Source organism: Microbacterium sp. WCS2018Hpa-23 (genome assembly GCF_031843845.1).
In the GTDB taxonomy this organism is placed as follows: Bacteria; Actinomycetota; Actinomycetes; order Actinomycetales; family Microbacteriaceae; genus Microbacterium.
In genome coordinates, this window is the sequence record NZ_JAVTIZ010000006.1 from 59,817 (window position 1) to 78,641 (window position 18,825).

General features: G+C 68.9%; 11 protein-coding genes. 4 read left to right on the forward strand and 7 right to left on the reverse strand.

What is annotated here, in order from left to right; translation table 11 throughout:
• The first annotated feature begins 11 nt into the window (after positions 1–11).
• Complete coding sequence (gene rhaS, locus RQG77_RS11255; protein WP_311244792.1) at positions 12–1,052, forward strand: rhamnose ABC transporter substrate-binding protein; 1,041 nt, start codon at positions 12–14, stop codon at positions 1,050–1,052.
• Positions 1,053–1,288: 236 nt separating this feature from the next.
• On the opposite strand, the gene RQG77_RS11260 is transcribed toward rhaS, so the two are convergent.
• The 7 genes from RQG77_RS11260 to RQG77_RS11290 form a co-directional block, all read right to left on the reverse strand.
• Positions 1,289–2,686 (reverse strand): rhamnulokinase family protein, encoded by a 1,398-nt coding sequence (locus tag RQG77_RS11260; protein ID WP_311244793.1) that lies wholly within the window; start codon positions 2,684–2,686, stop codon positions 1,289–1,291.
• On the reverse strand, positions 2,683–4,719 hold the full coding sequence (locus RQG77_RS11265; protein WP_311244794.1) for a bifunctional aldolase/short-chain dehydrogenase: 2,037 nt from the start codon (positions 4,717–4,719) through the stop codon (positions 2,683–2,685). The genes RQG77_RS11260 and RQG77_RS11265 overlap by 4 nt, the downstream gene beginning before the upstream one ends.
• Positions 4,716–5,570 (reverse strand): alpha/beta hydrolase fold domain-containing protein, encoded by an 855-nt coding sequence (locus RQG77_RS11270; protein ID WP_311244795.1) that lies wholly within the window; start codon positions 5,568–5,570, stop codon positions 4,716–4,718. Before RQG77_RS11270 ends, RQG77_RS11265 begins: the two co-directional genes overlap by 4 nt.
• Before the next feature lie 86 nt (positions 5,571–5,656).
• A complete protein-coding gene (rhaI, locus tag RQG77_RS11275) occupies positions 5,657–6,823 on the reverse strand; it encodes an L-rhamnose isomerase (protein ID WP_311244796.1) in 1,167 nt (388 codons plus the stop codon).
• Entirely contained in the window at positions 6,820–7,221 is a 402-nt protein-coding gene (locus RQG77_RS11280; RefSeq protein WP_311244797.1) for an L-rhamnose mutarotase, read from the reverse strand. The genes rhaI and RQG77_RS11280 overlap by 4 nt, the downstream gene beginning before the upstream one ends.
• A gap of 109 nt (positions 7,222–7,330) precedes the next feature.
• Positions 7,331–13,618: a fibronectin type III domain-containing protein gene (locus tag RQG77_RS11285; protein WP_311244798.1), complete on the reverse strand. Its 6,288-nt coding sequence runs from the start codon at positions 13,616–13,618 to the stop codon at positions 7,331–7,333.
• 272 nt (positions 13,619–13,890) lie between these two features.
• The gene (locus RQG77_RS11290; RefSeq protein ID WP_311244799.1) at positions 13,891–14,856 is read right to left on the reverse strand and encodes a serine hydrolase domain-containing protein; all 966 of its coding nucleotides are present in this window, start codon (positions 14,854–14,856) and stop codon (positions 13,891–13,893) included.
• 68 nt (positions 14,857–14,924) lie between these two features.
• Between RQG77_RS11290 and RQG77_RS11295 the strand changes: the two genes are divergently transcribed.
• From RQG77_RS11295 to RQG77_RS11305, 3 genes are all read left to right on the forward strand, one after another.
• Complete coding sequence (locus RQG77_RS11295) at positions 14,925–16,700, forward strand: ABC transporter ATP-binding protein (RefSeq protein WP_311244800.1); 1,776 nt, start codon at positions 14,925–14,927, stop codon at positions 16,698–16,700.
• Between the two features lie 73 nt (positions 16,701–16,773).
• Complete coding sequence (locus RQG77_RS11300) at positions 16,774–17,865, forward strand: Gfo/Idh/MocA family oxidoreductase (RefSeq protein ID WP_311244801.1); 1,092 nt, start codon at positions 16,774–16,776, stop codon at positions 17,863–17,865.
• On the forward strand, positions 17,862–18,788 hold the full coding sequence (locus RQG77_RS11305; protein ID WP_311244802.1) for a hypothetical protein: 927 nt from the start codon (positions 17,862–17,864) through the stop codon (positions 18,786–18,788). The genes RQG77_RS11300 and RQG77_RS11305 overlap by 4 nt, the downstream gene beginning before the upstream one ends.
• Positions 18,789–18,825 lie beyond the last annotated feature (37 nt).

Consider the following 18,825-nt stretch of genomic DNA (forward strand, 5'->3'; position numbering starts at 1 on the left):
AAGGAAGAACAATGACGTTTGCACGTAAGAAGATCGCGGGGTTCGCGGCGGTCGCCGTGGCCGCAGCGCTCGTGCTGACCGGCTGCGCCGACACCAGTGGCGGCTCCGGCGGCTCGGGCTCGGAGGGCGGCGGATCCGACAACCTGTCGATCACGTTCCTGCCCAAGAACCTCGGTAACCCGTACTTCGACACCTCGAGCGAGGGCGGCAAGAGCGCCGTCGACGAGTTCGGCGGCACGTTCGCCGAGGTCGGACCGGCTGAGGCCACCCCCGACGCCCAGGTCAGCTACATCAACACCGCGACGCAGCAGGCCGTCGGTGCGCTGGTCGTCTCGGCCAACGACCCGAAGGCGATCTGCGACGCGCTGAATGAGGCGCGTGACGCGGGCGTCAAGGTCGTCACCTTCGACTCCGACACCAATCCCGAGTGCCGCGACCTGTTCATCAACCAGGCCGACTCCGAGGGCATCGCCAAGGTGCAGGTCGACCTGATCGCCGACCAGATCGGTGGAGCGGGCGAGGTCGCGATCCTGTCGGCATCCGCCAACGCGACCAACCAGAACGCCTGGATCGACCTGATGAAGGAGTACGTCGCCACCGAGTACCCCGACATCACGATCGTCGAGACCGTCTACGGTGACGACGACGACCAGACCTCGTTCGACAAGACCGCGGCCCTTCTGCAGAGCCACCCGAACCTGAAGGGCATCATCTCGCCCACCACGGTCGGCATCGCTGCTGCCGCTCGCTACGTCTCGACCTCGGACTACAAGGGCAAGGTCGCCATCACCGGTCTCGGTACCCCGAACCAGATGCGCGAGTACGTCGAGGACGGCACCGTCACCGCGTTCGCGCTGTGGAACCCGGCCGACCTCGGCTACCTGGCAGCCTTCGCCTCCAAGGCGCTGATCGAGGGCGACATCACCGGCGAAGAGGGCGACACGTTCGAAGCCGGCGAGCTCGGCGAGTACACGGTCGGCGCTGACGGCGTCGTGCTGCTCGGCGACCCGTTCGAGTTCAACGCAGACAACATCGGCGACTTCGACTTCTGAGTCGGATTCGTGGGGCGTCGGGGCTTCTGCCTCGGCGCCCCTTTCGCGTGTCGGTGCCGGTGCCGGTGCCGGTGCTATGGCGGGGGCTCCCAGCCGGGACGGATGGCTGGCGAAAGCACGGATGGATGCCGGGACAGGGTGTTCTCGGCATCCATCCGGGGATCGGCCAGGCAAGTGTGCGGCTGGGTGCCCGCGGACGGGACGGGACTTGGGGATGTCGGCCGGGAGAGTTCGGGTCAGCGCGGGTCGAAGCGCTCCGGCTCGTGGGTCGCGGCGACCAGGGCGCGCAGCTCTTCGAGAGAGGCCGGGGCGGCGCCGAGAGCGCGTGCCTGCACGAGCACGTTGCCGAGTGCCGTCGCCTCGACAGGGCCGGCCAGCACCGGAAGACCGGTGCGATCGGCCGTCGCCTGGCACAGCAGGCGGTTCAACGAACCGCCACCCACCAGATGGATACCGTCGAGCTCGCGTCCCGACAGATCGGATGCCGTCTGCACCGCATCCGCGAATGCCGTGGCGATCGACTCGACGATCGAGCGGGCGAACGCGGGCCGCGTCGTCGGCGCGGCACCTCCGAGCAGCGCCGCGATGCGTGCAGGCATGTCTCCCGGGGCGCTGAGCGACGGGTCGTTCGCGTCGAAGATCGGCACGTCGCCCGTGACCGCGGATGCCGCAGCGAGCAGCTCGGGCAGGTCGATCGACGAGCCGTCCTCCGCCTCCCACGCGCGCACCGTCTCGCTCAGCAGCCAGAGTCCCGTCACGTTGTGCAGGAAGCGGTAGCGCCGGTCGACGCCGAGCTCGTGCGTGAAGTTCGCCTCGCGCGCAGCATCCGTCAGTACCGGCTCGGCGAGCTCGACGCCGACCAGACCCCACGTGCCGCACGAGATGTAGGCCGAGTGCGGGGTCGACAGGGGTGCGGCGACGACGGCGGATGCCGTGTCGTGCGAGCCGACCGCGATCACCGGCAGCTGCTTGCCGATGCGTTCAGCAAGTTCGGGTCGCAGCGTGCCGATCGTATCGCCCGGGTCGCCGAGCGAGGGCAGGATGCTCGACGGGATGCCGAGGCGTTCGGCCAGCTCGCTGTCCCACTCGCCCGATTCGACGTCGAGGAGACCAGTCGTCGAGGCATTGGTGCGCTCGGCGACGGCCGTTCCGGTGAGCAGGAAGGCGATGAGGTCGGGGATCAGCAGCGCGGTGTCGGCATCAGCGAGGCGGGCGTCGACGCGGTACTGGTAGAGCGTGTTGAACGGCAGGAACTGCAGTCCGTTGCGCCCGTACAGCTCGGCGAACGGCGCCTCGGCGTGCACCTCGGCGACGCCCCGCGCCGTGCGCTCGTCGCGATAGTGGAAAGGCTCGGCGAGAAGCTCACCGTCTTTCAGCAGGCCGTAGTCGACTGCCCACGAGTCGATCCCGATGCTCTCGATGCCCGGCTCTCGGCGCACGGCCTCCGCGAGCCCCGAGACGACGTGCTCGTAGAGTGCTCCGAAGTCCCAGTGCAGGCCGTCTTCACGTTCGACGGGCCCGTTAGGGAACCGCGAGACGAGTTCGAGGTCGAGCCGGCCGTCGCCGATCCGCCCGATCATGACGCGACCGCTGGTCGCCCCGAGGTCGACGGCGGCGACGGACCGCACCGTCATCGCAGGAACGCCGCGGCGACGCCGGAGTCGACCGGGATGTGCAGGCCCGTGGTGCGGCTGAGCTCGGGGCCGGTGAGCACGTACACGGCATCCGCCACGTTCTCGGGAACGACCTCGCGCTTGAGGATCGTGCGGTTGGCGTAGAACTGACCGAGGTCCTCTTCGGCGACGCCGTAGGTGGCTGCGCGGTTCGCACCCCAGCCCGAGGCGAAGATGCCCGAGCCGCGCACGACGCCGTCGGGGTTGATGCCGTTGACGCGGATGCCGAACTCGCCGAGTTCGACGGCGAGCAGTCGCACCTGGTGGGCCTGATCGGCCTTCGTCGCCGAGTAGGCGATGTTGTTCGGGCCGGCGAAGACCGAGTTCTTCGACGAGATGTAGATGATGTCACCGCCGAGCTTCTGGTCGATCAGCACACGTGCCGCGGCCTTCGACACGAGGAACGAGCCCTTGGCCATGACGTCGTGCTGGAGGTCCCAGTCCTTCTCGGTGGTCTCGAGCAGCGGCTTCGACAGCGACAGCCCGGCGTTGTTGACGACGAGGTCGACGCCGCCGAAGGCGAGCACGGCGTCATTCAGCGCGGCCTGGATCGCATCCGCATCGGCGACGTTCGCCGCGACGCCGATCGCGACGTCGGTGTTTCCGAGCTCGGCTGCGGCGGCCTGGGCCTTCTCGAGGTCGAGGTCGGCGATGACGACGCAGGCGCCCTCGGCCGCGAGGCGGGTGGCGATCGCCTTGCCGATGCCGCTGGCAGCACCGGTCACGAACGCGATGCGACCCTGGTGCGACTTCGGCTTCGGCATCCGCTGCAGCTTCGCTTCTTCCAGCGCCCAGTACTCGATGTCGAACTTCTCGGCGTCGGAGATGGGGGAGTAGGTCGACAGGGCCTCGGCGCCGCGCATCACGTTGATCGCGTTGACGTAGAACTCGCCGGCCACGCGGGCCGTCTGCTTGTTCGCACCGTACGAGAACATGCCGATGCCGGGCACGAGCACGATCAGGGGGTCGGCGCCGCGGATCGCCGGCGACTCGCTCGTCGCGTGCGCGTCGTAGTAGGCCTGGTAGTCGGCGCGGTACTCGGTGTGCAGCTCGTGCAGGCGGGCGATCTGCTCGTCGGCGGATGCCGTGACCGGAAGGTCGAGGATGAGCGGCTTGACCTTCGTGCGCAGGAAGTGGTCGGGGCAGCTGGTGCCGAGGGCCGCGAGCTCGGGGGCACGGTCGGAGGCCAGGAAGTCGAGCACGACGTCGGAGTCGGTGAAGTGGCCGACCATCGGCTTGTCGGTCGAGGCGATGCCGCGGATGGTGCCGGCGAGGGCGGCGGCGCGCTCGCGACGCTCTGCCTCGGGGAGGGCCTCGAAGCCGGCACGGACGCCGCCGAACGGGTCGGCCTTGCCGTTGGCCTCGATGTAGGCGGCTGCGGTGTCGATGATCCACAGCGAGTTGGCCTCGGCCTCCTCCGACGTGTCGCCCCACGCGGTGATGCCGTGGCCGCCGAGGATCGTGCCGATAGCCTGCGGGTTCTGTGCCTTGATCGCGGCGATGTCGAGTCCGAGCTGGAAGCCGGGACGACGCCACGGCACCCAGACGACCTTGTCGCCGAAGATCTTCGTGGTCAGCGCTTCGCCGTCGGCGGCGGTCGCGATGGCGATGCCGGAGTCGGGGTGCAGGTGGTCGACGTGTGCGGCGTCGACGAGGCCGTGCATCGCGGTGTCGATCGACGGGGCGGCGCCGCCCTTGCCGTGCAGGCAGTAGTCGAAGGCGGCGACCATCTCGTCTTCGCGCTCGAGGCCGGGGTAGACGTCGACGAGCGCGCGCATGCGGTCGAGGCGCAGCACCGCGAGCCCCTGCTCCTTGAGCGTCCCCAGGTCGCCGCCCGATCCCTTGACCCACATCAGCTCGACGGGCTGACCCGTCACAGGGTCGGTCTCGGTGCCCTTCGCCGACGTGTTGCCGCCGGCGTAGTTGGTGTTCTTGGGGTCGGCGCCCAGGCGGTTCGACCGCTCGATGAGGGCGGCGGCGGTGGGGTTGGTCATGGCTGTTCCTTGTTCTCGGGAGAAGTGGCGAGGATGCGTGCGGCGAAGCGGTCGATCGATGCTGGGGCCGCCGCGTGTTCCGGGCGGTTGAGGTGGCCGTGGCGGGTGCCAGGCTCGGTCGAGATGTCGAGGTCGACTCCGGCGGATCGCAGCGAGGCACCAAAGGCCTCGCCGGAGACGCGCAGTTCGTCGACCTCGTCGTTGATCATGATCGTGGCGGGGAAGCGTGAGAGGTCGTCGACCGATGCGGTGCCGGGCACCGCATAGACGTCGTGGTCCGCGAGGGAGCCACCGAGGTAGTTCTCGTACATGACGCGCACGGGGTCGGGCCCGAACAGGTCGGCCTCCGGATCCGCGTCGAGTGCTGCGCGGAGGGCGCCATCCGGTGCGGCCTGGACCGCGTGCAGAGTCGGGTAGGCGAGCACCGCGAGGGCGGGGACGGGGCCTGCGCCATGGCTCAGGCGCAGAGCTGCGCCGGTCGCCAGGTTGCCGCCGGCGCTCGCTCCGCCGATCGACCACGGGCCGCGTGCGAAGCCGGAGTCGACCGCCCAGCGGAACGCGGCCTCGAGCTCGTCGGACGCGACCGGATAGTGCACGCCGGCACGTTCCGGGGCACCGGCCGCTGCGGCCCAGGTGCGAGGAAACGGCGCGAGCGAATAGTCCACCGAGACCACGACGATGCCCCGGTCGGCGAAGCTCCGTGCGACCCAGTCGGCCTCGGGCATCTCGAGCTCGCCGGCGGCGAACCCTCCGCCGTGCGCCCAGACGAGTCCGGGTCCGGCAGGCTTCTCCGGCTCGTACACGCGCACGCGCAGCGGTCCGTGAGGTCCGTCGAGCACCTGGTCGCTCACAGCATCCGTCCTTCTGTCGTGGGGCGTCGGGATGCGGGGATCGGCTCCCGCATCCCGACGCGTCTCATGGGGTCAGCGGTCGAGGGTCACGCGCCCCAGCCGGCCTGCACGCCGCCGACGCGCTCGGCGGCGATCTTCTGCTGGTAGCCCGACTCGGCGTAGGCCGCCATCGGGTCGGCGGCGAGTCCGCGCGACTCGCGCCACTCGGCGAGCGCCGGGCGCACGTCGGTGTAGAAGGCGTCCATGAAGACGGCGTTCGCGGCGAGCACGTCGCCGGACTTCTGCGCGGCGGACAGTGCCTCGCGGTCGACGATCAGCGCGCGCGCCGTCATCTCCTGCACGTTGAGCACCGAGCGGATCTGACCGGGGATCTTGTCTTCGACGTTGTGGCACTGGTCGAGCATGAACGCCACATCGGGGTTGTTGAGCCCGCCGCCGCGGACGACCTCGAACAGGATGCGGAACAGCTGGAAGGGGTCGGCCGCGCCGACGATCAGGTCGTCGTCGGCGTAGAAGCGCGAGTTGAAGTCGAACGAGCCGAGCTTGCCGAGGCGCAGCAGCTGCATGACGATGAACTCGATGTTGGTGCCGGGGGCGTGGTGGCCCGTGTCGAGGCACACCATGGCCTTGTCGCCGAGGGAGGAGACCTGAGCGTACGACGTGCCCCAGTCGGGAACATCGGTGTGATAGAACGCCGGCTCGAAGAACTTGTACTCCAGCACGAGGCGCTGGTCGTCGCCGAGGCGGGCGTAGATCTGCTGCAGCGACTCCTGCAGGCGGTCCTGTCGGCCGCGCAGGTCGGCCTGACCCGGGTAGTTCGAGCCCTCGGCGAGCCAGATCTTCAGGTCGCGGCTGCCCGTGGCATCCATCACGTCGATGCAGGCGAGGTGGTGGTCGATCGCCTTCTGGCGGATCGTGGGGTCTTCGTGGGTCAGCGCGCCGAACTTGTAGTCGTCGTCCTGGAAGGTGTTGGAGTTGACCGTGCCGAGGGTCACGCCGAGGTCTTCGGCATGCTTGCGCAGATCGGAGAACGAGTCGACGAGGTCCCACGGGATGTGCAGCGCGACCGAGGGAGCGAGCGCGGTGTAGGTGTTGACCTGCGCCGCATCCGCGATCTTCTCCCACGGATCGCGCGGGGTGCCCGGCGTGCCGAACACCTTGAAGCGGGTGCCGGAGTTGCCGAACGCCCAGCTGGGGAGCTCGATGCCCTGCTGCTCGAGAGCTGCGAGGTTGTCGGACGAGAGGATGCTCATGAGGCGCTGCCTTCGGTGTCGTTGCGGTTGTCGGTGTCATCGATGTCGGATGCTGCGGAGCTGCCGGCCTCGGCGAGCTGGTCTTCGAGGTGGAACACCTCGGTGAGCGTGGCGGCCGCCTGGTCTGGGCGACCGTCGAGCCCGATGAAGAAGCGGCCCATCTCGGCCTCCCACCGCGCGGCGACGGCGGAGGCGGCGAGGTAGGCCTGCGCCGCGGCATCGTCATCGGTCTCGTAATAGCCGACGAGCGTGCCGCCGTCTGCGAGGAACAGCGAGTAGTTGCGCCGCCCTGCGGCGGCGATCTCGGCCAGCATCTCGGGCCACACGGGCGAGTGACGGGCGAGGTATTCGTCGAGCAGTTCAGGACGCACCTGCAACTGGAACGCGACGCGGGTCATGGGTGTTCTCTCTTCATCGAGGTTTTGAATCGTTTCATTCAATGTCTCAACACTAGCATGGCCGATCGCTCTGTCAAGCGACCGGCCATGCCTCGGATGGATCGCCGAATCACCTCACCGTCACGGTCACGCTCCTCGACGCGGTCGCGCCCGCAGCGTTCGAGAACTCGGCCACGTATGCGTACGTGCCGGGTGCGCGACCGGTGATCGCCGTCTGCGCGCGCTGCGCCGAGGGGGAGGCGGACACCAGGGCCTGGGTGTCGATCAGGACCCCGTTCTCGTAGAGCCGGTACTCGGTGCCGTTGGTGCCCCACCAGAGGTCGGTGGTCACCGTGTAGCTGCCGTCGCGATCCCAGTTGTCGTGGCTGACGACGGGCACCCCGGGGGCGGCGTCCTTGACCTTGACCGTGACGGACGTCGTCGACGTCGTGCCCTTCGCGTTGGTCAGCTCGCCCGTGTACACATACGTGCCGTCAGTGCGGCCACTCACCGAGACGGTGGTGAGCTGGGCCTGGGGCGAGTCGGCGTCGAGGAGCTTCGTCGCGATGAGCGTCCCGTTCTCGTAGAGCCGGAACACCGCCCCGTTCACGCCGTGCCAGAGGTTCATCGACACGGTGAACTCGCCGTCGTGCAGACCGGTGTCCCAGCCCGAGTCCGTCGACATCGTGCCGCGGGCGGGTTTCGCCGTCGGCCGCTCGTCGTCGTAGACCAGGATCTGAGCCTCCGCACGGGTGACCAGGCCGTCGTGGTTGACCGCGTTCACCGTGACCGTGTGGGGTCCGACGAGGTCGGCCAGGTCGATCGTCTGGCCCGGTGCGACGGGTTCTCCGTCGAAGGTGACGTCGAGGGTGCGCACACCCGACTCGGGATCGGCGGCCGTCACGCCCACGGTGAAGGTCGATGTGCTGGCGAACAGGGTGCCGTCCGCAGGCATTCCCGAGACCACGGGAGCCGTCTGATCGACTGCCCCCGAAGGGTCGCCGGTGACCGCGATGCGCGGAGCCGGCGGCTGCTCCATGCCGTCACCGAGGAAGAAGCTCGTCTGCGGCGGCTGGTTGTATCCGGTGTTCTGCCACGCGACAGAGAGTCGATACACGGGATCGTGCATCAGGGTCCGCAGGCGCAGATCCGTCTCGTCGGTGGTCGAGTAGATCCGCAACTCTGTCGAGTCGTCGGAGCGCCAGGCGATCTCCTCGCGCCAGTCGCCGAAGAGGTCCGCCTGCAGGTTCGGCGTGCCCTTGGTGCTGTTGTTGGAGAGAGCGCCCGCAGCCTTGAGGATCACGTCGCTGGACTCGGTCTCCCAGTTCCACTTCGACACGGTCGGCACGCCCGTGGACGTGTCGGCGTTCCAGTCGTGGTCGACGATCTCCCGCAGCGGGTCTCCGTCGAACCAGGCGAGGAAGTTCGCGGCAGGGATGCGCTCGCCGATGAGCTCACCGGTCGATGAGCGCAACTGCCCGACGGGGGAGTTCCACGCGGCATCACCGCCGATCGCCCAGCCTTCGGCGCCCTCGTATCGGGGGTCGATGTCGGCGGAGGCGGCACGACCGGTGTCCTTGGCCGCGGGAATGGACCACAGGACCTCGCCCGTGCGCGCGTCGCGCATCGTCGCACCCGTGTTGCCCGAGGCGTTCATCTCCTCGTGTGCGGCGAACACCTCGAGGCCGGGGTTCGAGGGCACGAGGTCCGAGACGTGGATCGCGTCGCCGTGGCCGAGGCCGGTCGAGTACAGGAGTGTGCCGTCGTCGTCGACCGTGGCCGATCCGTAGACGACCTCGTCCTTCTGATCGCCGTCGACGTCGGCGACCGACAGGTTGTGGTTGCCCATCCCGTAGAAGCCCTCGTTTCCCGCGTCGTTCGAGTCGAGCACCCAGCGCTGAGTGAGCGTCGTGCCGTCGAAGTCGTACGCCGCCATCACGGCCCGGGTGTAGTACCCGCGGCTGAAGATCGCACTGGGGTGCTCGCCGTCGAGGTAGGCGGTCGCCGCCAGGAACCGGTCGACCCGGTTGCCGTAGGTGTCGCCCCACGAGCCGACGTCGCCTCGGGCCGGCACGTAGTCCACGGTGTCGACCGCTGCCCCCGTCAGTCCGTTGAAGACGCTGAGATACTCGGGTCCGGTGAGCACGTAGCCCGTGCTGTTGCGGTGGTCGGCGCTGGCGTTGCCGATGGGCTGACCCACGCCGTCGATCGTGCCGTCAGCGGTCTTCATGACCACCTCGGCGCGGCCGTCGCCGTCGTAGTCGAACACCTGGAACTGCGTGTAGTGCGCGCCCGCCCGGATGTTCACCCCCAGGTCGATGCGCCACAGGCGCGTGCCGTCGAGGCGGTAGGCGTCGAGGTACACGTTGCCCGTGTAACCCGACTGCGAGTTGTCCTTCGAGTTCGAGGGGTCCCACTTGACGAGGATCTCGTACTGCCCGTCGCCGTCGAGATCTCCGACGCTCGCATCGTTGGCGCGGTAGGAGTACGGCTGGCCGTCCTTCGTGTACGCGTCGGCAGGCTTGTCGAGAGGGATCGAGAGGTGGTCGCCGTCCTGCACTCCGAACTCGTCGGTCACCGTGACCTCGCGATCGTCGAGGAGGCTCGTGACGAAGTACGTCGAGTCGACCGCACCGTCGGCGTCGAGGAGGTTGGTCGAATCGGTGATCGGCTCGTCCGTGATGCGGGTGCCGTCGCGGTAGACGTGGAAGGCGATCGCGTCGGGATCGGTCCCGAGCATGCGCCAGCTGACCAGCACGCCGTCGTCGGTCTGCACTGCTGCGGGCGCACGGTCGAGGTACTCGGCCTGGCGCTGCAGCACGGTGGCCGCCTCCGTGCTCAGCTGCGCGGAGTCGGGCCCTGCACCACCGGCATTCACCGCGACAGCGGTGTAGTGGTACGGGATCGTGGTCAGCACGGCGGTGTCGACGAAGCGGTTCGAGCTGGCGAAGCCGGCGAGTTCACCGCGCTCACCCTCGAGCTCGGATCGGAAGACCATCGTGTACACGGCGGTGCTCGGCTGCGCCCACGAGATCTCCACCTCGCGCTTCTCGAGCCGGTCGACCGCGAGAGCGGTGGGTGCCGAGGGAGCGTCGACCGCCGCATCCACCAAGGACACGTCGACGGATGCCGAGGGCACCGACTCGAGTCCGGTCTGGTCGACAGCGGTCACGTGGTACGCGTAATCGAGCCCCAGGCGGGCACCGGTGTCGACGAACGAGGACGTCGTGGTCTCGCCGACCAGGGTCGACGACTTCTCGAACGCCGAGGTGCGATACACCTTCCAGCTCATCCCCGGCTCGGCGGTCCAGGCGAGGGAGACGGTCGGTGCAGCAGGATCCGCGTTCACCTCGGTCACCTCGAGGCCGGCCGGGCCGAGCAGGATCGGGGTCACCTCGATGCCGTTGAGGCGTGTTCCTGCGGCAGCTCCGTGCACCCGCACGGTGAGCTGACCGTCGGTGACGAGCACAGGGCCGCGGACCGACGCGTTCACGGATCCGGATCCGGCATTGCCCGTTCCGAAGGCCTTGCCCTCGATGTCGAAGTTTGTCCGGGTGGAGCCGATCCAGTCGCCCGAGTAGGTCTTGATCGAGTAGGTGCCATTGGGCACGTCCAGCAGGAACTCGCTCGAGTCGCCCGGGAGCACGAAGTCGCGCTCGAGGTTGCTCGCTCCACCCGCGGTGCCGCGGTCGCGCCCGGCGTTCGCAGCCAGGGGTGCCGCGAAGCCGAATCCGGCGTCAGCCGTGTATCCGTCGTCCGGGTTCACCTCGGTGTAGCCCGGCATCACGACCCCGCCGGTGAGCTGGAAGTCGAACTTCCACTTCGCCTGCTTGGTCGAGAAGCTCACGGTGTTCGACGCCTCCGAGACGCCCCGGCCGTTCACCGCGAACACGCGGTAGCGGTATCCCGCGCCCTCGGCGAGGCCCTGCACGATGGCGCTCGTCTGCGTGGTCGTCGTCACCAGCGACCAGACCTGCTCAGGGTCGGCGGTCGCCTGGCGTTCGATGCGGTAGATGTCGGCTCCCGAAGACGCGTTCCACTGCAGCACCGCGCCGGCATTCGAGATGGAGCCGGCCACGAGATTCGCGGGCGCGACCGGCACCGCGGCTGGCGGCTCGACGTCGACGACCTTCGCGGCGAGGGGATCGTCGAGGGCGGCGACGTCCTGGGCGATCAGACGAGCCATCTGGATCGCGCCGTAGTCCTGGAAATGCGTGTCGTCCTGGGTGCCCGACGGGCGCCCGGGGAAGATGCCCGGATCGACCCAGAGGAACACCGACTTCGCGGCCTCGGGGCCGATCTCGTCGAGGTAGGCACGGCTCGATACCGACAGATCGACGAGCGCAACGCCCTCCTCCTCCGCGAGCTCGATCATCTTCGCCACGTATTCGGGGAAGCTCACGTTGGCGGCGCCTGTCGTGGCGTCGAAGCTGCGGCGCGAGACGGGGGTGACGAGCACGGGGGTGGCGCCGCGCTGGCGGGCTCCCTGCACGTAGCTGCGCAGATACTCCTTGTAATCGGCGGGAGAGGCGTAGCGATCGTCGACGCCCTGAGTCGCGTCGTTGTGGCCGAACTGCACGAACAGATAGTCGCCGGGGCGGATCCCGCGGAGGATCTCGTCGAGACGGCCCTGCGTGATGAAGTTCTTCGAGGACCGTCCGCCGATCGCGTGGTTCGCGAACGCGACGTCATCGGCGAAGAAGCGGTCGATCATCTGCCCCCACCCGGCCTGCGGTGCGAACGTGTCGGTGTAGGTCTGGACGGTCGAGTCGCCGGCGAGGTACACCGTCGGCAGCGCTCCGGGCGCGCGGCTCGTCTGGCGCGTGATGGTGAGTGCGTCGAGTGCGGCCGCCGAGCCGCCCACCTGCAGGGTCAGACGACCATCGATGAGGGCGATCGGGAAGGCCATCTCGAGGTACTCCCCGGCGGGCTTCGCGGTCGTCTGCACCTTGGCGATGCCTTCCGCGGTGATCGCGATCTCGCTCGCGGCGGTCCGGTCGCCCGCGATCACGTTCACGATGTAATCGCCTGCGCCGAGCTGCACCTCGAAGGTGCTGCCCTGGGCTGCGACGTGGTCCCCGCGCAGCGGGTCGTCGCCGCCGCGGTCGACATCGGGTTCCGCGGAGGTCGGAGCGGTGCTGAAGCCGTATCCCCATTCGTCGGAGAACCCGACGGTCGAGGTGACGCCGACGGCGCCGTCGGCGAGCGCGCCGGGGCCGAAGTCGAAGACGATCCGGTCGCCGGCGGGCAGGGGAGCTGGCGCCGCGTAGGCCGCGGAGTCGACGGCGACGGATGCACCGGAGGCGCCTGCCGCGTTGCGTGCGGTCACCCGGTACGACCACTTCTCGGACGTGTCGACGGTGTCGGTGAAGGCAGGTGCGGACACGGTGGCGACGGGGGAGAAGAGTCCGTCGGCACCCGCGCGCTCGACGACGTACTCGTCGGCGTTCGGCGTCGCGGTCCAGGTCAGCGCGACGGCATCCTGCGTCACCTGCGCGACCGCGAGTCCCTCGGGAGTCGCGGGCACGGCGAGGGCCGGGATCGCGCCGCTGCGCACCTCGTCGCTGCGGGCGGACGTGAGCCCGTAGGAGTTGACGGCCTCGACCACGTAGGCGAAGGCGTCGCCCTCGGCGACGGCGGTGTCGGAGAACGTTGTCGTCTCGATCTCGGCGATCGGGCCGAACTCGCCGACAGTATCGCCATCGACGTCGGCTCGCAGCACGCGGTAGGCCGTGGCGCCATCGGAGGGCGTCCACGCCAGGTCGACCGTGTTCCAGGCGACCTTGGCGACTGCGAGGTCGGCGGGCACCGCAGGGAGCACCGGTGCGACGACGAGTCCGTTGACATAGGCTCCGAGGCCGCTCCCCGTGAAGCCCACGGTCAGCTGACCGTCTTCGACCTTCGTGCGGAACGTCTCGGTGGTCGAGCCGCCCTTGGGTGACAGCAGTCGCGTCTGCGCGACCCCCTCGAGCGTGAGCGTCGCGTTCGTGCTCGACGCCGTCGTCAGCGCATCGCCGATGGTCACGGTCACGTCGTACTCGCCGGCGGGGACGCTGTCGAGCAGGAAGCCCCAGGAGGTACCGGCGACGAAGTCCTCGGCCACCGGATCCGCCGGAGCGCGGTTGCCGGTGCGGTCACGGGCGAACAGTGCGACGCCGTCGGGAACCGTTACTCCCCATCCTGACGCGGCCGTGTAGAGCGAGGTCGCGAGCACCGGCTCGTATCCCTCGGCGACCGGGCTCGTGGCCGTGCCGAAGTCGAAGCGCCAGGCGCCATCGGCGGCCGGTTCGAGCGCGGCCGCCGCCGGGACGGCGGTCATGGTCGCCCCGATCACGGCGGCGATCGTGGCGGCGGCGAACCCTGCGCGCAGGCGCGGGAACGGACGGGACTTTCGTGCAGAACGGGTGGAATGCTCCACGGTTCCTCCTTGGACATCACTGGCTAAGGGGTACGACTGAGAGACCCGCGTCGGTGCGGATATCAAAAGGGGGAGCCGAGGCGAAAGAGACCACTTCGTCTCGGCCGATTGATCGATCCGAATTGCCCGGAAAACGTATTCCCGAGGGTTGGCACCGATCCTTGCACGCGGTCGGAGGCGGTGGCAAGAACTTTCTTGAGACGTTTCAGGGCGTCTCTCGAAAGTGGGCAGGCAGCTCGTGCGGGTGCCGCCCGTCGCGCGGGCAGGCCGCGCTAGAGCGCCGTGACCACCGCGTTGTCGAGCTCGTCGGCGTCGACGCCCGGGCGGACGGCGGCGTTGGTGAGCAGCACCCAGGCGACCCCGGCACCGGGGTGGACCCAGAACTCGGTGCCGGCCCACCCGCCGTGGCCGAAGACGTCGCGGTCGACGAGCCCAGGGGCCCGAGAGCGCAGATTGAACGTGAAGCCCCAGTCCTGACCGCGCTCATCGGGATACGGGTCGAGACGGGGGATGTCTCCCGTGAGCGGGCGACGCATCATGGCGAGCCCGGCAGGAGAGAGGATGCCGTCGCGACCGCCCCGGTCGATGCGCAGCAGCTCGGCGCCGAGGTGCAGCAGGTCCTCCGCCCTGCCCAGCATGCCCGCACCCGGTGCCCGTGTGGCGTGGAATCGATCGAGGTCGAGTCCTCCTGCCGCAGCGTCAGGCACGCCGACCGATTCCGCGGTGTCGAGAGTCATGCCGATCGAGCCGATGCGATGAGCCCAGTCGAGCGTTCCGGCATCCCAGGTCGAACCCGTCGCGTGCTCGATCAGTGCCGCGATGCCCTCGAAGGCCAGCGTCGAATACCGCGAGGCGGTTCCGGCGGCGAAGTCGCGTCCTCTGGTGAGTAGTTCGTGGCGCAGCGGCAGGGCCGTGTCGAGCGCCGGCTCGGAGATCCCCGATGTGTGCGAGGCGAGATGCCACAGGCGCACGATGTCATCGCGAGACGACCCGAAGTCGGGAAGGGCGTCGGTCAACGGAGTGTTCGGGGTGAGCAGTCCGCGCTCGATCGCCCTCGCTGCCGTGATCCCCGTGAGGACCTTCGTGATCGAGAACAGCGGATACACGGCATCCGTGGCTGCGCCGAAACCGTCGAGGCCGACGATGCCGTCGGCGGTCGCGATACCGACGACGGCGGTGGGCAGCCGCTCCGCGTGCACGTGGCGGCGGGCCCAGTCGAACGCTGCGTCGAAGGTCATGAGTGTGCTCCCGGCCGGATCAGGTCGTCGCGCTTCCCTGGCGACGATGGTGACTCTACGATAGAACCATGACACAGAAAGCGCTTTCCCATCCGGCCGCGCTCATCGACGGGCAGCACCCGACCCGTTCTGTGTTGCGTCTGGTCGCCCGCCGCCCCTGGCGCCTCACGTTCGCGATCACGGCGTTCGCGGTGAAGGAGATCCCGCTGTGGTTCCTGCCGGTCATCACCGCCGCGATCATCGATGTCGTGGCGAGCAAGGGCGACGTCACCGAAGTGCTCTGGTGGTTCGCGCTCGCCGCCGTGCTTCTGGTGCAGAACTACCCCAACCACATCATCTACACCCGCAACTTCATGACGGTGGTGCGCGACCTGGGCGCCGACCTGCGCAATGCGCTCACCGCGCGACTGCAGAGCCTCTCGATCGGGTACCACACGCGCATGAGCTCGTCGATCGTGCAGACCAAGGTCGTGCGCGACGTCGAGAACGTCGAGCTGATGCTGCAGCAGGTCACGCATCCGCTTCTGTCATCGATGATGGTCATGCTCGGTGCGCTCGCCATGACGGCGGTCACCGTGCCGCAGTTCCTGCCTGTCTACGCCCTCGCGGTGCCCATCGCCATCGGCATCCGCTATGGCATGCGCAACCGATCGGAGCGCCGTAACGAGGTGTTCCGTCGCGAGATCGAGACCCTGTCGGCGCGGGTGGGCGAGATGGCATCGCTGATCCCGGTGACCCGCGCGCACGGGCTCGAGGAGACGGCGATCACCCGGGTCGCGGGCGGGGCCGACGGCGTGCGCCGGGCGGGACTCGACCTCGATCTGCTGAACGGACGTGTCGCGTCGATCTCGTGGGTGGCCATGCAGCTGCTCGGCGTCGCCTGCCTCATGCTCGCCGCGGTGTGCGCGCTCACCGGATTCCTGCCGATCACGCCCGGTGAGGTCGTGATGCTCTCGAGCTACTTCACGCTGCTGACCGGCGGGCTCACGCAGCTGCTGATGCTCATCCCCGTCGGTGCGCGCGGCCTGGAGTCGGTGCGTTCCATCGCGGAGGTGCTGCAGGAGCCCGACGTCGAGCAGAACTCGGGCAAGCGCACGGTCTCGGCCGTCACCGGCGAGATCGTGCTCGACTCGGCCACGCATCGGTACGCGGATGCCGAAGACGACGCCCTGTTCGAGATCGATCTGCGCATCGCGCCGGGCGAGACCGTCGCGTTCGTGGGGTCGTCGGGGTCGGGCAAATCGACGCTCCTCAACCTGGTACTCGGCTTCGTCAGACCCACCAGCGGACGCATCAGGCTCGACGGGCAGGACATGCAGGAGCTGGACCTGCGGACGGTCCGTCGCTCCATCTCGGTCGTGCCGCAGGAATCGGTGCTGTTCGAGGGCTCGGTGTTCGACAACATCGCCTACGGCATGCCCGACGTCACGCCCGACCGCGTCGAGCAGGCGCTGCGGGACGCCAACGCGTGGGAGTTCGTCAGCGAGCAGCCCCACGGCTGGGACACGGTCGTCGGTGAGCGAGGGGCGAGGCTCTCCGGCGGGCAGCGTCAGCGACTGGCGATCGCCCGTGCGCTCGTGCGCGACCCGCGCATCCTGCTGCTCGATGAGGCGACGAGCGCGCTCGATCCCGAGTCGGAAGGCCTCGTGAAAGAGGCTCTCGAACGACTCATGCGCGGCCGAACCACCCTGGTCGTCGCGCACCGGCTGTCGACGATCCGACAGGCGGATCGCATCGTCGTGCTCGAGCACGGCCGCATCGTCGAGCAGGGCTCCCACGATCAGCTGCTCGCCGCCGACGGGCGATACGCTCGGCTGCACCTGGTGCAGAACGGCCTGAGATGACGCGATCCGAGACGACACGATCCGAGACGACGAGATCTGAGATGACACCGACTCACCGTCCTGAGGAGGACCGATGACTTCCGAGAAGACCCTGCGCGCTGCCCTGGTGGGCACCGGCTCCGTGGCGAACTCCCACGCCCGCGCCGTTGCCGCGTATCCGCGCGCAGAACTCATCGCCGTCGCCGACCTCAGCCTCGAGAAGGCCCGGGAGTTCGCCGGCAGATACGACATCGCCGCCGCATACTCCGACCTCGACGAGATGCTCGCCGCCGAGCACCCTGACGTGGTGCTGATCTGCACCCCGCCGGGTCCGCACCGGGTGCAGGCGCTGGCCGCCTTCGCCGCGGGTGCCCATGTGATCGTCGAGAAGCCGCCGGCACCCTCCCTCTATGAGCTCGACGACATGCGCGCGGGCGCACTCGCGGCCGACAGGCAGCTGGCAGTCGTGTTCCAGCAGCGCACAGGCACGGCGGCAGCGCACGTCCGCGGACTGCTGCAGAGCGGAGCGCTCGGTCGCCCGCTCGTCGCGGTGTGCCAGACGCTGTGGTTCCGTGACGCCGACTACTTCGCGGTGCCGTGGCGCGGCAAGTGGGAGACAGAGGGTGGCGGCACGACTCTCGGCCACGGCATCCACCAGATCGATCTGCTCGCTCACCTGCTGGGTGACTGGTCATCGGTGCAGGGGCGCCTCTGGAGGCTCGATCGCGAGACCGAGACCGAAGACGTGTCGACCGCGACGATCGTCTTCGAGCAGGGTGTCGTCGCGCAGCTGATCACGAGCGCGGTGTCGCCGCGAGAGGCGAGTTCGATCCGCATCGACACGCAGAAAGCCACGATCACGGTCGATCACGTCTACGGGCACGGGCATGAGAACTGGCGGATCACCCCGGCGCCGGGCTTCGAGGCCGAGGCCGAGTCGTGGGCATTCCCCGATGTCGAGGAGCGCAGCGACCACGAGCCGCTGCTGCGCGACGTGTTCGACGCGCTGCTCGACGGCGAGCCCCTGCCGGCGACCGCGGATGCTCCGGCACGGTCGCTCGAGATCGTCGCGGGGATCTATGCCTCGGCGGCATCCGACGGCGCGGTGATCACGCCCGAGGTGCTGGCCGCGCATCCCACGCACCGTGCCGGTTTCGCGAGCCCGGTGACCGACCTCCGCCGATGATCGAGCTCTACCGAGACCCGGTCTACGACGGGGCCACCGATCCACGGGTCGTGATCGATGCGGACGGCCTGTGGTGGATGTTCTACACGCAGCGCCGGGCGAGCCTCGAGGACGCGGGTCCCGGCGTCTCATGGATCCACGGCAGCCGCATCGGCGTCGCCACCTCGCGCGACGGGCTCGAGTGGACGTACGACGGCACGCTCGAGCCCGCGGCATCCGATCTCGTCCTGGAGTCGGGCCCGCCGCCTGTCGACGTCGACCGCACGCACTGGGCGCCCGAGGTCGTCTGGGACGGCGCGCAGTGGCGCATGTACCTGACCGAGATCGACGGCATCCCCGACCGCTGGCCCGGGTTCGTGCGCGAGATCGTGGAGTATGTCTCCGACGATCTCCGTCGCTGGGAGAGACGCGGACCGCTCGCGTTGAGCAGCGATCGGGTCATCGACGCGGCCGTCGCCCGCACCCCCGACGGCCTCTGGCGGATCTGGTACAAGGATGAGGCGGCCGACTCGGTCACGATGGTCGCGTCGTCCGCCGACCTCGCGGAGTGGCGTCTCGACGGCATCGCGATCGGCGGACGCCCCCATGAGGGGCCTACGGTCTTCGAGCTCGGCGGGTTCTGGTGGCTGATCGTCGACGAGTGGCGGGGGATGGGCGTGTATCGCTCCGACGACGGCGTCCGGTGGACCAGGCAGGGCGGTGAGGATGCCGTCATCCTCGCCGATGCTCCCGGGGGAGGCCACGGCAATCACGGCGCGCATGTGCGCCACGGCGACGAGCTGTGGTTCTACTTCTTCGCCACGGCGGAGGTGGCGCCGGTGCACGCCGCGACGGGTGAGCAGAGACGAGCCGCGGTATATCGGTTGGGTCTCGACGTCGAGGCCGGGAACCTGGTCGTGAAAGACTGGAAGATCCCGCGGTAATCGATGTAATCCGGTCACGGAATTGCCGGTTGCGAAA

Coding starts and splice junctions, on each gene's coding strand:
- rhaS (WP_311244792.1), top strand. CDS start 12: ATGACGTTTGCACGTAAGAAGATCGCGGGGTTCGCGGCGGTCGCCGTG.
- RQG77_RS11260 (WP_311244793.1), bottom strand. CDS start 2,686: ATGACGGTGCGGTCCGTCGCCGCCGTCGACCTCGGGGCGACCAGCGGT.
- RQG77_RS11265 (WP_311244794.1), bottom strand. CDS start 4,719: ATGACCAACCCCACCGCCGCCGCCCTCATCGAGCGGTCGAACCGCCTG.
- rhaI (WP_311244796.1), bottom strand. CDS start 6,823: ATGAGCATCCTCTCGTCCGACAACCTCGCAGCTCTCGAGCAGCAGGGC.
- RQG77_RS11280 (WP_311244797.1), bottom strand. CDS start 7,221: ATGACCCGCGTCGCGTTCCAGTTGCAGGTGCGTCCTGAACTGCTCGAC.
- RQG77_RS11290 (WP_311244799.1), bottom strand. CDS start 14,856: ATGACCTTCGACGCAGCGTTCGACTGGGCCCGCCGCCACGTGCACGCG.
- RQG77_RS11295 (WP_311244800.1), top strand. CDS start 14,925: ATGACACAGAAAGCGCTTTCCCATCCGGCCGCGCTCATCGACGGGCAG.
- RQG77_RS11300 (WP_311244801.1), top strand. CDS start 16,774: ATGACTTCCGAGAAGACCCTGCGCGCTGCCCTGGTGGGCACCGGCTCC.
- RQG77_RS11305 (WP_311244802.1), top strand. CDS start 17,862: ATGATCGAGCTCTACCGAGACCCGGTCTACGACGGGGCCACCGATCCA.